The following is a 12,363-nucleotide window of genomic DNA, read 5'->3' on the forward strand; positions in this document are numbered from 1 at the left end:
TCTGAGCGAGCCGAAACCGGGCCAGATGCGGTTTGGCGTTCAGGACGCGGCGAGGATGTGGGCGCGCACCTGCGGATAGATCTGGCTTTCCCAGCGACGCCCGCTGAACACGCCATAATGGCCGACGCCGGCCTGCAGATAATGGCGTTTCATATGTGGGCGCAGGCCCGAGCAGAGATCATGGGCGGCGGCGGTCTGCCCGACCGCGCAGATATCGTCGCGTTCCCCCTCGACCGTCAGCAGTGCCGTACGGCGGATGCGTCCGCAGTCGATCCGCCGGCCGCGATGCTCGAGTTCGCCCTTGGCGAGCAGGGCCCGCTGGAACACCCGATCGATCGTCTCCAGATAGAATTCGGCGGTGAGGTCGAGCACCGCGAAATATTCGTCGTAAAAGTCGCGGATCGCCCGCGCCTGCTCCTCCTCGCCGTCGGCAAGATGCTGGTAGAGCGTGCGATGCTGCTCGAAATGGCGGCCCGAGTTCATCGCCATGAAGGCGCTGAGCTGCAGAAAGCCGGGATAGACCCGCCGCCCCCGCCCTTCATAGCGCAGCGGCACATTGTGAATCAGATTCTCCTCGAACCACTCGAAACTGTTGCCGGTGGCGAGGTCGTTGACGGCGGTCGGATTGATGCGGACATCGACCGGCCCGCCCATCAGGGTCAGGCTGCGCGGACATGCGGGATTGGCGTCCTCGGACATCAGCGCCACCGCCGCCAGCGCCGGAACGCAGGGCTGGCAGACCGCCACCATGTGCACGGGCGGACCGATTTCCTCGAGAAAATGGACGATATGGTCGACATAGTCGTCGAAGCCGAAGTCGCCCGCAGACATCGGTACGTCGCGCGCATTCTTCCAGTCGGTGATATAGACGTCATGGTCGCGCAGAAGCACCTCGACCGTATTGCGCAGCAGCGTCGCGAAATGGCCCGAAATGGGCGCGACCAGCAACACCTTGGGCTGCTCGACAGCCTGCGCGGGCTTGGCGAAGCGCAGCAAATCGCCGAAGGGCGTCGCCGCGATGAGTTCCTCGCGCACCGGCACCTCGCCATTGCCGCACAGCGCGCTGGCGATGCGATAAGCGGGGCGATCGGCGGTCAGGCGGGTGTTGGCGATCATGTCGAGCGCGGCATAGGCACTGTTGGCGAGCGGCGCATGCGCGAGCGCCCCCCACATGGGACGGGTGCGCAGACCGGCCTCCGCCATCAGCCGCATCGGGGTGGCGAGGTCGGTCATGGTCTGGAAGAACTGGTACAACATCGCCGGCCGCCCCCTTGTCGAAACAATAAGCCAGCACTTTGGCCGGCTGCCAATATTTTAATGTTGCACTGCGCCATATAATTTTGACGCTTGCTGTTCTTTGGTGGCATGCTCGTCGCCAGATAGGGGGTGCCGATGCCGCAAGCCGTCCTGACGCTGTCCAGCCGCAACTATTCGTCCTGGTCGCTGCGCGGCTGGCTGTTGTGCCGCATGGCCGGGCTCGACCTGCGCGAGGAAATGGTGCCGATCGATGCGCCCGGCCAACGGGCCGAGCTGCTGCTGCTGTCGCCGTCGGTGCTGGTGCCGCGCCTGACGCATGAGGGTGCCAGCGTCTGGGACACGCTCGCCATCGCCGAATATCTGCATGAGCGCTTTCCCGAGGCGGGCCTCTATCCCGCCGACACGCTGAGGCGCGCGCATTGCCGGTCGATCTCGGGCGAGATCCATTCGGGCTTCCACAATCTCCGCTCGGCGCTGCCGATGAACCTGCGCAGCCGCCACGAAAGCTTCCGCCTCTTCGCCGGCGCCAGGCCCGATATCGAGCGGATAGAGACGATCTGGCAGGATTGCCTGGAGCGCTATGGCGGCCCCTGGCTGTTCGGCGCGGCGCCCACCGTCGCCGACGCGATGTTCGCCCCCGTTGCGACCCGCTTCGTCACCTATGCCGTCCCGCTCGCTCCCGCCTGCGCCGCCTATCGCGACACGATCATCGCCTGGCCCCTGATGCAGCAATGGACCAAGGCCGCGCTGGAGGAGCCCGAAGAGGTCGAGGAACTCGACGCGGAGTTCTGACGGAGGGCCACTTCTGTATTTGCGACGCAGCCTATCGTCGGATTGATCCATTCTGGCGCAGTCTCTACGCCTGCGCCACTTATGGTTAACTTTACTTAACCCCAGCCTGCTTTGGTCGGGCCCGTCACTTGCGGGAGCCCCACCGAATGAACGCGCCTGTCGATGTCCCTTCCATGCTGCGGGATGTCATCGCCCATTTTTCTGCCGGTCGCTTCGATGCAGCCGGACACATCATGCCATCTTTGTTGGCAGTCGTGACCGATCAGCCGGCGCTCCATAATCTGGCCGGAGCTATCGCTGCGGGGGTTGGCGATCATGCGGGAGCGATCACCCATTATGACAGGGCCTTGCTGATCCAGCCGGACTTTCGGGATGCGCTGTCGAACCGCGGCCTCGCGCATCATGCACTGGGGCGCAGTATCGAGGCGCTGGCGGACTTCGACGCGGCAATCCGTTCCGCGCCGGACTTTGCCGAAGCGCACTGCAACCGGGCGGTCATCCTCCGTGAACGGGGCGACCATGCCGGCGCTGTCGAGGCCTCTCGTCGCGCAATTGCGGCGCAGCCGGATTTCGCAGCGGCTCACTATAATCTGGGCAATGCGTTGAGCGAACTCCAGCGACTGGATGAGGCCTGCGCCAGCTTTACCCGCGCGATCGAACTTCAGCCCGAACATGCGGACGCCTGGTGCAACCTGGGCAATTGCCTTCACCTGTCGGGTCGACTCGAAGACGCGCTGGGCTGTCTCGATCGGGCCAGCACCTTGGCGCCGGAAAATCCGGCCATTCATGCCAATCGCGGCAACGTGGCCCATGAACTGAAACAGCTGGACAAGGCGCGAGCCAGCTATGAAGCGGCTTTACGGCTCGCTCCCGACGACCAAAGCACAGCGGCGCGGCTCGCTTTCGTGCGGGCGCATGGCTGCGACTGGTCCGAGCTCGATGAAGGCCGGCTAGCGACGCTGGGCATCGAAGGGAGTGCCGTGACGCCCTTCACGCTGCTGGCGTTGGACGACGATCCCGAACGCGGTCTCGCCCGATCTCGCAACTGGGCCCGCCACAGCTATCCGGCCAGGATCGCCGCCACCTTCGCCTCTCCGCCCAGCGACAGGATCCGCATCGGCTATTTCTCGTCGGACTTTCACAACCATGCGACGATGCTGCTCATGGCCGGCATGCTCGAAGCACATGATCGCCACCGCTTCGAGGTTCATGCCTTTTGTTATGGCCCTCAGCGGGATGACCCGATGCGACGCCGAGTGGTGGCAGCTGTCGAGTATTTTCACGATGTTTCGGCTTCAACCGATGCCGAAGCTGCTGCTTTTGCCCGTCGGCTCGGGATTGATGTCGCCGTCGATCTGAAGGGCTATACGCAGGAGGCGCGGCCGGGAATCATGGCGCATGGGGCAGCGCCGGTGCAGATGGCCTATCTCGGCTATCCGGGCTCGATGGGCTGCGATTTCATCGACTATATCGTCGCCGACGCCATGGTGATCCCGCACGGCAGCGAGCGCCATTATAGCGAGAAGGTCATCCGGCTGCCGCACAGCTACCAGCCCAACGACCGCAGCCGTCCGATCGGCGGAGCGACGCCGAGCAGGGCGTCACAGGGCCTGCCCGATCGAGGGGCGGTCTTCTGTTGCTTCAACAACAGCTTCAAGATCTGCGGGGACGCCTTCGCCAGCTGGATGGGTATCCTGCGCGAGGTCCAAGGCTCGGTCCTCTGGCTGCTGTCGGACAATGATATGGCCACCCGCAATCTGAGGCGGGAAGCGCAACGGCTTGGCGTCGATCCCGAAAGACTGGTCTTCGCAGGCCGGCAACCGCTCGAAATCCATCTGGCCCGACATGCCCTCGCCGACCTCTTCCTCGACACCTTCGCCTATAATGCCCACACCACCGCAGCGGATGCGCTCTGGACCGGGACGCCTGTGATTACCAAGCGCGGAAAGGCCTTTGCGGCCCGGGTGGGCGCCAGTCTGCTGAGAGCGACGGGACTGGACGAGCTGGTTACTGATGACGAGAGCTCCTACCGCGACCTCGCCATCGCACTCAGCCGCGAGCCCGAACGCCTTGCAGCGCTAAAGGCAAGGCTCGTGCAGGCGCGTGACCAAGGGCCACTGTTCGACAGCGCATCTTTCGCGCGCGGCATCGAAAAGGCCTTTGAGGCTGCCATCGCCCGCCACCGGTCAGGCTCCGCGCCGGACCATATCGATATCGCCCCCTGATCAGCCGCGCGCGGCCAGTGTCCTTTCCCAGGCGAGGGCATGGGCGACGATCGTGTCGAGCTCGGCGAGGCGGGGGCGCCAGGGGGTCGTCGCGAGGATGCGGCTGTTGTCGGCGATCAGCGCGGCGGGGTCGCCCGCGCGGCGCGGCTCCATGCGGCGGACGATGCTGCTGCCGGCGATGCGATCGACCGAGTCGAGCACTTCGAGCACCGAAAAGCCCCGACCATAGCCGCAATTGAGAACATGGCTTTGCGCCGGATCGGCGATCAGCGTGTCGAGCACGTGCAGATGGGCGTCGGCGAGATCGCTGACATGGATATAGTCGCGCACACCGGTGCCGTCGGGGGTCGCATAGTCGGTCCCGAAGATCGCCACCTCGGCCCGCCGGCCGAGCGCCGCTTCGACCGCCACCTTGATCAGATGGGTGGCGCCCGCCGTCGACTGGCCCGTGCGGCCCTGCGGATCGGCGCCGGCGACGTTGAAATAGCGCAGCGCGCCATAGTTGATCGGATGCGCGGCGGCCACGTCCTTGAGCATCGCCTCGGTCATCAGCTTCGACATGCCATAGGGGTTGATCGGGACCGTCGGCATATCCTCGCGCACCGGGATGCTGTCGGGGGTGCCATAGGTCGCGGCGGTCGACGAGAAGAGGAAATGGCGCACCCCGCCCCGCACCGCGCTTTCGATCAGGGTGCGGCTGTTGGCGGTGTTGTTGCGATAATATTTGAGCGGATCGGCGACCGATTCCGGGACCACCACCGACCCTGCGAAGTGGAGGATCGCGCCGATGCCATCCTCCGCCAGGATGCGGGCGACCAGCGCCTCGTCGGCGATGTCGCCCTCATGGAAGCGCGCGCGCGGGTCAACCGCCCAGCGGAAGCCGGTGACGAGATTGTCGAGCACCGACACCTCCCAACCGGCGTCGAGCAGCGCCAGGACCGCGTGGCTGCCGATATAGCCGGCGCCGCCGGTTACGAGGACGGAGAAGGGCCGGGGCGCTGCACTGGTCATGGCCTTGACCTATCCCGCGTCGCTTGACCGGTCAAATGACCTTCCGGGTCGTTCCCTGCGCAGGCCGCTATTTGGGCAGGACCGACACCAGCCCGGCCGCAAAGGCAATCCGCACCGCTTCAGCGACGCTGCGCACGCCCAGCTTGTCCATCAGATTGGCGCGGTAAATCTCGACCGTGCGTGGGCTGATGTCGAGTTCGAAGGCGATGATCTTGTTCGCCTTGCCGTCGATCAGGCCGAGCAGCACGTCGCGCTCGCGCGGGGTGAGCCGCTCTATCCCCTCGCGCGCGGACTGGATCGCGCTTTCCTCGCGCTCGCGATCCTCGATCCGGGCGAAGCCGGCGGCGAGAGCCCCGAGCAGCATCCGATTGTCATAGGGCTTCTCGATGAAGTCGATCGCCCCAGCCTTCATCGCCTCGACGGCGATGCCGATGTCCCCCTGGCCGGTAAGCAGGATCGTCTCGAACCGTCGGTCGCGCTGGCGCAGCAGGCGCAACACCTCCAGCCCGTTGAGCCCCGGCATGTTGAGGTCGAGCAGCACGCAGCCCGCTTCCAGCCGCGCCAGATCCTGGAGGAAGGTCTCGCCCGAGGGAAAGCCCGAGGTGACGAAGCCGCCTGCCGCCTCGAGCAGCATCTCGACAGAGGCGCGCAGGCCGTCGTCGTCGTCTACGACATAGACGTGGCGTTCGGTCATCGTGCCGCCTCCGCGTTCATCGGCTGCAGGGTGAAGCGGAACACCGCACCTCCGCCGGGGACCGAGGCCGCCGACAGCTGGCCGCCATGCGCCTCGATGATGCGACGCGATATGGCGAGGCCGAAGCCGAGGCCTTCGCGCTTTGTCGTCGCGAACGGCCGGAACAGCCGTTCGAGCATTTCGGGTGCGACACCCGGGCCGGAATCCCGCACTTGAACTTCGATCAAATCGTCTCTCGCTAATGTGGTGGCGATGGTGAGGTCATGCGGGCCATTGCCCTTGGCGGCCATGGCATCCGCCGCGTTGCGGATCAGGTTCACCAGAACCTGCTGAATCTGCACGCGGTCACACAGAACATGCCGGTCTTCCCGTTCGAACTCGTAATGCAGGCGGATGCCGAAGGCACCGCTGTTGAACAAGGCCAGCGCAGCCGCTTCACGCGCGAGCGCGGGGAGGAGTTCGGCCCGCATGTCCGCCTCGCCGCGCAGGATGAAGGCCCGCAGCCGCCTTATGATCTCTCCGGCGCGCGCAGCCTGTTCGCTCGCCCGCACGACCGCATGGCGGAGTCTCTCGGGGTCTTTTTCCCCGGCGGACCCGAGCATCAGGTCGACCGCGCCGAGGAAATTGACGACCGCCGACAGCGGCTGACTGAGCTCATGGGCCAGTACCGCCGCCATCTCGCCCATCATGCCGAGGCGCGACACCTGGGCGAGGTCGTTGTTCATTCGCCGGAAGCGCTCCTCGGTCGCGATGGCCGGGCGCATGTCGCGCCCGAACACCACGAACAGCCGCGCCCCGTCGATGCGGGTCTGGCCGATGACGAAGGACATGGGCAGGATTTCCCCGTCCGCGCGCCGCAGACTGATCGGCAACGGCCAATCGGCCTCCAGCCCGCGGTGCAGCGCAGCCCGCAGATCGCGCCGGATCGCCGACCGGCCGCGATCATCCTCGATCAGGTCGACCAGCCGCCGTCCGATCAGTTCTTCCTCCGAATAGCCGAGCAGCCTGCAGGCGGACGCGCTGCACACGCGCACCACGCCGCGCTGATTGCAGACGAACATAGCGTCGGGAACGGTCGCCAGGACTGCCTCGCGCTCGGCCTCGCCCGAACGCAACGCCCGTTCGCGCGCGCGCCGTTCGGTAACGTCGAGATGGGTGCCGAGCAGACGCAACGGACGACCGTCGAGATCACGGATGATCCGTGCCCAGCCCTCGGCAAGGCGCTTGCCGCGCCGGGGATGGTCGAACTCGAAATCGAAATGGACGCGGTCGTGCCCACTCGCCTCGATCGCCTCCAACGCCTTGCGCATATGGACATAATGTTCAGGCCCAGGCTCGTCGACAGGCCGAGGCGACAGCGGACCTTCGAGCGGCTGGCCGAAAAACATCTCCCCCGGCGTGGTCCAGATCGGGCGACGCGAGGGCAGGTCGATCTCGTAGATGAAGATGCCCTGGACCGACACGGCGGTCGCCAGGCGCGCCTCGCTGAGCCGCAGCGCATCCTGCGCCTTGCGCCATTCGGTGACGTCGGTCACGGCAATCACCGCCTCGTGGCGGCCATCACCCCGGTCGAGCAGCTTGATATTGTCGTGAACGATCAGTTGCCGACCGTCGCGGTGATATTCGACCATCTCATTGGTCATCCGGCCTTCGCGCAGCAGGCTGGACCAGAGGCCCTTGAGGCTCTGCCGCGACCGGCTGCAGAGCAGATCGACACGCCGCGCACCGACGGCATGAATCGCCAGCCAGCCGTACAGCTCCTCACAGCCGCGCGACCAGTGACGGATCACCCCGCAATCATCGACCACCATCACTGCGGTAAGTTCGAGCGCTTCGGACAGCTCGCGCTGCTCGATCTCGGCCGAGACGACCGCACGAGCGTGGGCCGTCCACACCGCGCCGACCAGCGCGGAGAAGGCGAGCAGCGACAGCAGGACGATCTGAATCACGTCGGCAATGTGGAACGGCGGCGTGATGTAGGCGGCGCGGAGCAGCGTTCCGAACAGGACAAGCGCAAAAATCGCCAAAAGACCGATGGTCCGGCGATCCATAGCCATGCGCGATACGGCGCGCGGCAGGAGGGGTAAGGCCCGCGTCTTCTTTCCCCCTTCGGGTCTTTCCCTTCGTTCTGCGAATCGTGCGCGGAAGCGGAACTACGGGGAAGCCACGAGTTTACAGCAGGCCGTCAGCCTCTCGCAGCACTCGCGACGATCGCGCGGGCCTGGTCGAGATGCAGCCGCTCGACCATCTCGCCCCCGACCCGGACCGCGCCCTTGCCCGCATTTTCGGGCAGATCGAACGCTGCGATCGCAGCGCGGGCCCAGGCGATCTCGGCTTCGTCCGGGCTGAAGGCGCGGTTGGCGGCGTCGATCTGGCGCGGATGGATCAGGGTCTTCCCATCGAACCCATAAGCCCGCGCCTCGACGCACTGGCGGGTGAGACCGGCCTCGTCGTCGAACGCGTTGTAGACACCGTCGAGCGCGGCCAGCCCATGGCCCTTGGCAGCCGCGACGGCCATTGCCATCATCCCCAGGAAAGGGGTGCGCTCGACCGTCAGGCGCGCGCCCATCTCCTTGGCCAGATCATTGGTGCCCAGGACGAAGGCGCCAGGACGCGCCGTCATGGCGTTTGCGATCGCATCGAGCCGGAAGACCGCCCGGCAGCTCTCGACCATCGCCCAGAAGCCCGTCGTCGGCGGCGCGTCGACCAGCGCGGCGAGATAGCGATGGACCGTCTCGGCATCGCCGACCTTGGGCGCCAGAATCGCATCGGGCCGCGCAGCGGCGGCGGCGGCCAGATCGTCCTGCGCCCAGGGCGTGCCCAGCGCATTGACCCTGATCACCAGCTCACGCTCGCCGAAACCGCCATCCCGAACCGCGCGAACGGCATTGGCGCGCGCCTCCTCCTTCGCTTCGGGCGCCACCGCATCCTCCAGGTCGAGGATGACGACGTCGCAAGGAAGGTCGCGGGCCTTGTCGATCGCGCGCTGGTTGGACGCGGGCATGTAGAGGGCGCTGCGGCGAGGTCTGACGGTCATGCGGAACTCCTTCGGGTTCCGCATGAAAGCATCCGGCCCCGCGATCAACCCTCCAGCCGCAGGACGGCCGTCGTCAATGGACGAAGCGGGCGACGACCTCGCGGTAGGAGCGGCTGACCTTCACCTGTGCGCCGCTGTCGAGCACGAGGAAACACTCGCCATTGGTGTGCGGCTTCACCTCGCGCACCAGATCGAGATTGACGATGGTCGAGCGGTGGACGCGCTGGAAGCGGCGCGGGTCGAGCCGCTTTTCCAGATCCTTCATCGTCTCGCGCAGGATCAGCGTGTTGTCGCCGGTATAGATGCACATATAGTCGCCGGCAGCATCGATCCGCTCGATCGAATCCACATCGACGCGGAAGATCTTGCCGCGATCCTTGATGTTGATCATCTTCTCGAAGCGGTTCGAGGCTGGCGCCTCGTCACCTTCACCCAGCGTGTCGACCGCGTCGGGGGCGACCTCGGCCAGCACTTCCTTGAGCCGCCCGACCTCCTCGACACCCTTCTTCTCGACGAGCCGCTGCCGAGCGCGATCGAGCGTGTCGGCAAGCCGCTGCTCGTCGACCGGCTTGAGCAGATAGTCGAGCGCCTGCGCCTGGAAGGCCCGAATCGCATGGTCCTCATAAGCGGTGACGAAGACGAACAGCGGTGGCTCGATCTCCATCAGGCCCTGGATCACCGAGAAGCCGTCGAAGCCGGGCATCTGGATATCGAGGAAGACAAGATCGGGCTTGTGGGTCTTGATCGCCCGGATCGCCTCGCGGCCGTTCAGGCAGGTTTCGATGATTTCGACATCCTCGTGCGGCGCCAGCCGGAGCTTCAGGCCCTGAATGGCCAGGGGCTCGTCATCGACGAGAATGGTGCGGATCGTCATGCATTGTCCTTGCGCTGTTTCGCGGTGTGGAAGGGGATGTCGATAACGACCCCGAACCCTTCCGCCCGGTCAGTCTGGACCTCAAATCTTTGGTCCGTGCCATATGCCTGCGCCAGCCTGTCGCGAATGTTCGCCAGACCGACGCCTGTCGAATAGGTGGGACGCGTCACTCCATCGGTCAACCCCGGGCCAGTATCCGTGACCGTAATGACCAGACGGCGCTCCGGTTCCATGCCGGTGATTCGCGCGGTCACATTGATGTCCGCGCCCTCCTCCAGCGGGGTGACGGCATATTTGATCGCATTTTCGACCAGCGGCTGGAGCAGCAGCGACGGCAAGCGCGCCTCGGCAGCGGCAGGATCGACGTCGAAGCTCGCGCGGAGACGGTCCTCGAAACGCATCTTCTCGATGTCGAGATAGAGTTTCAGCGTCTCGACCTCCTGGGCCAGACTGACCGTGCCCTCGGGCTCGTTCGCCAGGGTGTAGCGCAGGAAGGAGGACAGCCGCGACAGCATCGCATTGGCCCGCTGAGTCTCCTTGAGCAGCACCAGAGTGGAGATCGAATTGAGCGTGTTGAAGAGGAAATGCGGATTGAGCTGGTAGCGCAGCATCGCCAGCTGTGCCGAACTCGCCTGGCTTTCGAGCCGTTCGACCCGATCGGACTGCTCCTCGAGCAGCAGGTAGAAATTGATGCCGTAATAGAGCGCCGACCAGGCCGCCAGCAGCGCGAGATCGAGCAGGATCGCTCCGAAGAACTGGATGCCCTTCGGCATTTCCTGCGGGCGGTAGAAGGTCGCATGCGCCCAGGTCTCGATCGAGGAAAAGGTCGCCGAGGCGAGCACCAATATGAGGATCGAGACCGACCAGGTGACGATCGGCCGCAGCCGGATCAGCCGGCGATAGGCCGAGGCCATCAGCAGCGTCAGCGAATAGCCGGTGGCGGTCGACAGGGCGGTGGGGACGACGAACAGCAGACCCATATTATTGGCGAGCCCGCCAAGCGCGCGCAGGACGAAATAGCCCGTCCAGCCCGCCGACTGGAGCACCCAGAAGGCATGGTTCTTGTCGTCGAAGAACGGCTTCGAGCCGATGAGCGTAAGTGGCATCGCCGCTGGCTTAGCCGATGCGAAGCCGTTTGTTTAGCCTCGCCGGACGTCGCGGCCGCCAAGCGCTGCGGCCAGCTTCTCGCGGTCGAGCGCCCCCTCCCAGCGGGCGACGACCACCGTCGCCACGGCGTTGCCGATGAAGTTGGTCAGGCTGCGGCATTCGGACATGAAGCGATCGATGCCCAGGATCAGCGCCATCCCCGCGACGGGAACCGAAGGCACGATCGACAAGGTCGCCGCGAGTGTGACGAAACCCGCGCCCGTAACCCCGGCGGCCCCCTTGGACGAGATCATCGCCACCAGCAGCAGGCTGATCTGGTCGCCGAGCGACAGATGGATGTCGCAGGCCTGCGCGATGAACAGCGCGGCCAGCGTCATGTAGATGTTGGTGCCGTCGAGATTGAACGAATAGCCGGTCGGCACGACCAGCCCGACGACAGGCTTGGCACAGCCCGCCTGCTCCATCTTGGTCATCAGATTGGGCAGCGCACTTTCCGAGCTTGACGTGCCGAGCACCAGCAGCAGTTCGTCCTTCAGATAGGCGATCAGGCGCAGGATCGAGAAGCCGGACAGGCGCGCGATCAGACCCAGCACGACCAGGATGAACAGCGCCGAGGTCAGGTAGAAGCAGAGGATCAGCCCGCCGAGATTGGCAAGCGTGCCCACACCGAATTTGCCGATGGTGAAGGCCATCGCGCCGAAGGCGCCGATCGGTGCGGCCTTCATGAGGATCGCGACCAGCCGGAAGATGACCAGCGTCAGCGTTTCGAGCAGGTCGAGCACCGGGCTGGCGCGAGGGCCGACGAGCGACAGCGCGATGCCGAACAGGATCGCGACGAACAGCACCTGCAATATCTCGCCCTTGGCGATCGCCGACAGCAGTGTGTCGGGGATGATTCCCATCAGGAAGCCGAGCAGCGTCTGGTCGTGCGCCTTCTGCGCATAGTCGGCGACGTGGCTCGCATCGAGCGAGGCCGGCGCGATATGCAGGCCGCTGCCGGGCTGGACGACATTGGCGACGATCAGGCCGACGATCAGCGCCAGCGTCGATACGGTCAGGAAATAGCCGAAGGCCTTGGCGGCGACGCGACCGAGTTCGCCAAGATGGCCGAGCCCTGCGATCCCCGTGACGACCGTCAGGAAGATCACCGGTGCGATGATCATCTTCACCAGCTTGATGAAGGCATCACCGAGCGGCTTGAGCTGTTCGCCGATGTCGGGCGCCAGCCAGCCCAGCGCGACGCCGAGCACGATCGCCGCCAGCACCTGTGCATAGAGCGAGCGCCAGAAGGGCGGCCGGGCAACCGGGGCGTCGGCCGTGTCGATGATCATCGCGGGAAGGTCCTCCAGTGGATCGGCCGACCGCA

Annotated in this window: 10 protein-coding genes; 2 read left to right on the forward strand and 8 right to left on the reverse strand. The window is 65.4% G+C overall.

Annotated features, from left to right (window positions below):
* Positions 1 to 39: 39 nt before the first annotated feature.
* The gene (locus ACNI3R_RS13160) at positions 40 to 1,257 is read right to left on the reverse strand and encodes a polyhydroxyalkanoate depolymerase (RefSeq protein ID WP_426183998.1); all 1,218 of its coding nucleotides are present in this window, start codon (positions 1,255 to 1,257) and stop codon (positions 40 to 42) included.
* A gap of 135 nt (positions 1,258 to 1,392) precedes the next feature.
* Between ACNI3R_RS13160 and ACNI3R_RS13165 the strand changes: the two genes are divergently transcribed.
* Together ACNI3R_RS13165 and ACNI3R_RS13170 are read left to right on the forward strand one after the other, a co-directional pair.
* On the forward strand, positions 1,393 to 2,049 hold the full coding sequence (locus tag ACNI3R_RS13165; protein WP_426184000.1) for a glutathione S-transferase: 657 nt from the start codon (positions 1,393 to 1,395) through the stop codon (positions 2,047 to 2,049).
* Between the two features lie 233 nt (positions 2,050 to 2,282).
* Positions 2,283 to 4,274, forward strand: a complete 1,992-nt coding sequence (locus ACNI3R_RS13170; RefSeq protein WP_426184002.1) for an O-linked N-acetylglucosamine transferase, SPINDLY family protein — start codon at positions 2,283 to 2,285, stop codon at positions 4,272 to 4,274.
* On the opposite strand, the gene galE is transcribed toward ACNI3R_RS13170, so the two are convergent.
* From galE to ACNI3R_RS13205, 7 genes are all read right to left on the reverse strand, one after another.
* Positions 4,275 to 5,285: a UDP-glucose 4-epimerase GalE gene (gene galE, locus ACNI3R_RS13175; protein WP_426184004.1), complete on the reverse strand. Its 1,011-nt coding sequence runs from the start codon at positions 5,283 to 5,285 to the stop codon at positions 4,275 to 4,277.
* A 67-nt stretch (positions 5,286 to 5,352) separates the two neighbouring features.
* Positions 5,353 to 5,979 (reverse strand): response regulator transcription factor, encoded by a 627-nt coding sequence (locus tag ACNI3R_RS13180; protein ID WP_426184006.1) that lies wholly within the window; start codon positions 5,977 to 5,979, stop codon positions 5,353 to 5,355.
* Positions 5,976 to 8,030, reverse strand: coding sequence for a PAS domain S-box protein (locus tag ACNI3R_RS13185; protein ID WP_426184008.1), 2,055 nt, complete (start codon positions 8,028 to 8,030; stop codon positions 5,976 to 5,978). Before ACNI3R_RS13185 ends, ACNI3R_RS13180 begins: the two co-directional genes overlap by 4 nt.
* A gap of 134 nt (positions 8,031 to 8,164) precedes the next feature.
* Positions 8,165 to 9,016, reverse strand: a complete 852-nt coding sequence (locus tag ACNI3R_RS13190; RefSeq protein WP_426184010.1) for an HpcH/HpaI aldolase/citrate lyase family protein — start codon at positions 9,014 to 9,016, stop codon at positions 8,165 to 8,167.
* Positions 9,017 to 9,089: 73 nt separating this feature from the next.
* Entirely contained in the window at positions 9,090 to 9,890 is an 801-nt protein-coding gene (locus tag ACNI3R_RS13195) for a LytR/AlgR family response regulator transcription factor (RefSeq protein WP_374648618.1), read from the reverse strand.
* On the reverse strand, positions 9,887 to 10,996 hold the full coding sequence (locus tag ACNI3R_RS13200; protein WP_426184013.1) for a sensor histidine kinase: 1,110 nt from the start codon (positions 10,994 to 10,996) through the stop codon (positions 9,887 to 9,889). The genes ACNI3R_RS13195 and ACNI3R_RS13200 overlap by 4 nt, the downstream gene beginning before the upstream one ends.
* A 33-nt stretch (positions 10,997 to 11,029) precedes the next feature.
* Positions 11,030 to 12,328, reverse strand: a complete 1,299-nt coding sequence (locus ACNI3R_RS13205; protein WP_426184015.1) for a dicarboxylate/amino acid:cation symporter — start codon at positions 12,326 to 12,328, stop codon at positions 11,030 to 11,032.
* Positions 12,329 to 12,363: the final 35 nt, after the last annotated feature.

Origin of the sequence: Rhizorhabdus antheiae (assembly GCF_049889055.1) — a bacterium.
Lineage (GTDB): Bacteria > Pseudomonadota > Alphaproteobacteria > Sphingomonadales > Sphingomonadaceae > Rhizorhabdus.

What these genes read in the sequence shown, in the direction of transcription:
- ACNI3R_RS13160 (WP_426183998.1), bottom strand. Translation starts at nt 1,257, where the DNA reads ATGTTGTACCAGTTCTTCCAGACCATGACCGACCTCGCCACCCCGATG.
- ACNI3R_RS13165 (WP_426184000.1), top strand. Translation starts at nt 1,393, where the DNA reads ATGCCGCAAGCCGTCCTGACGCTGTCCAGCCGCAACTATTCGTCCTGG.
- ACNI3R_RS13170 (WP_426184002.1), top strand. Translation starts at nt 2,283, where the DNA reads ATGCCATCTTTGTTGGCAGTCGTGACCGATCAGCCGGCGCTCCATAAT.
- galE (WP_426184004.1), bottom strand. Translation starts at nt 5,285, where the DNA reads ATGACCAGTGCAGCGCCCCGGCCCTTCTCCGTCCTCGTAACCGGCGGC.
- ACNI3R_RS13180 (WP_426184006.1), bottom strand. Translation starts at nt 5,979, where the DNA reads ATGACCGAACGCCACGTCTATGTCGTAGACGACGACGACGGCCTGCGC.
- ACNI3R_RS13185 (WP_426184008.1), bottom strand. Translation starts at nt 8,030, where the DNA reads ATGGATCGCCGGACCATCGGTCTTTTGGCGATTTTTGCGCTTGTCCTG.
- ACNI3R_RS13190 (WP_426184010.1), bottom strand. Translation starts at nt 9,016, where the DNA reads ATGACCGTCAGACCTCGCCGCAGCGCCCTCTACATGCCCGCGTCCAAC.
- ACNI3R_RS13195 (WP_374648618.1), bottom strand. Translation starts at nt 9,890, where the DNA reads ATGACGATCCGCACCATTCTCGTCGATGACGAGCCCCTGGCCATTCAG.
- ACNI3R_RS13200 (WP_426184013.1), bottom strand. Translation starts at nt 10,996, where the DNA reads ATGCCACTTACGCTCATCGGCTCGAAGCCGTTCTTCGACGACAAGAAC.
- ACNI3R_RS13205 (WP_426184015.1), bottom strand. Translation starts at nt 12,328, where the DNA reads ATGATCATCGACACGGCCGACGCCCCGGTTGCCCGGCCGCCCTTCTGG.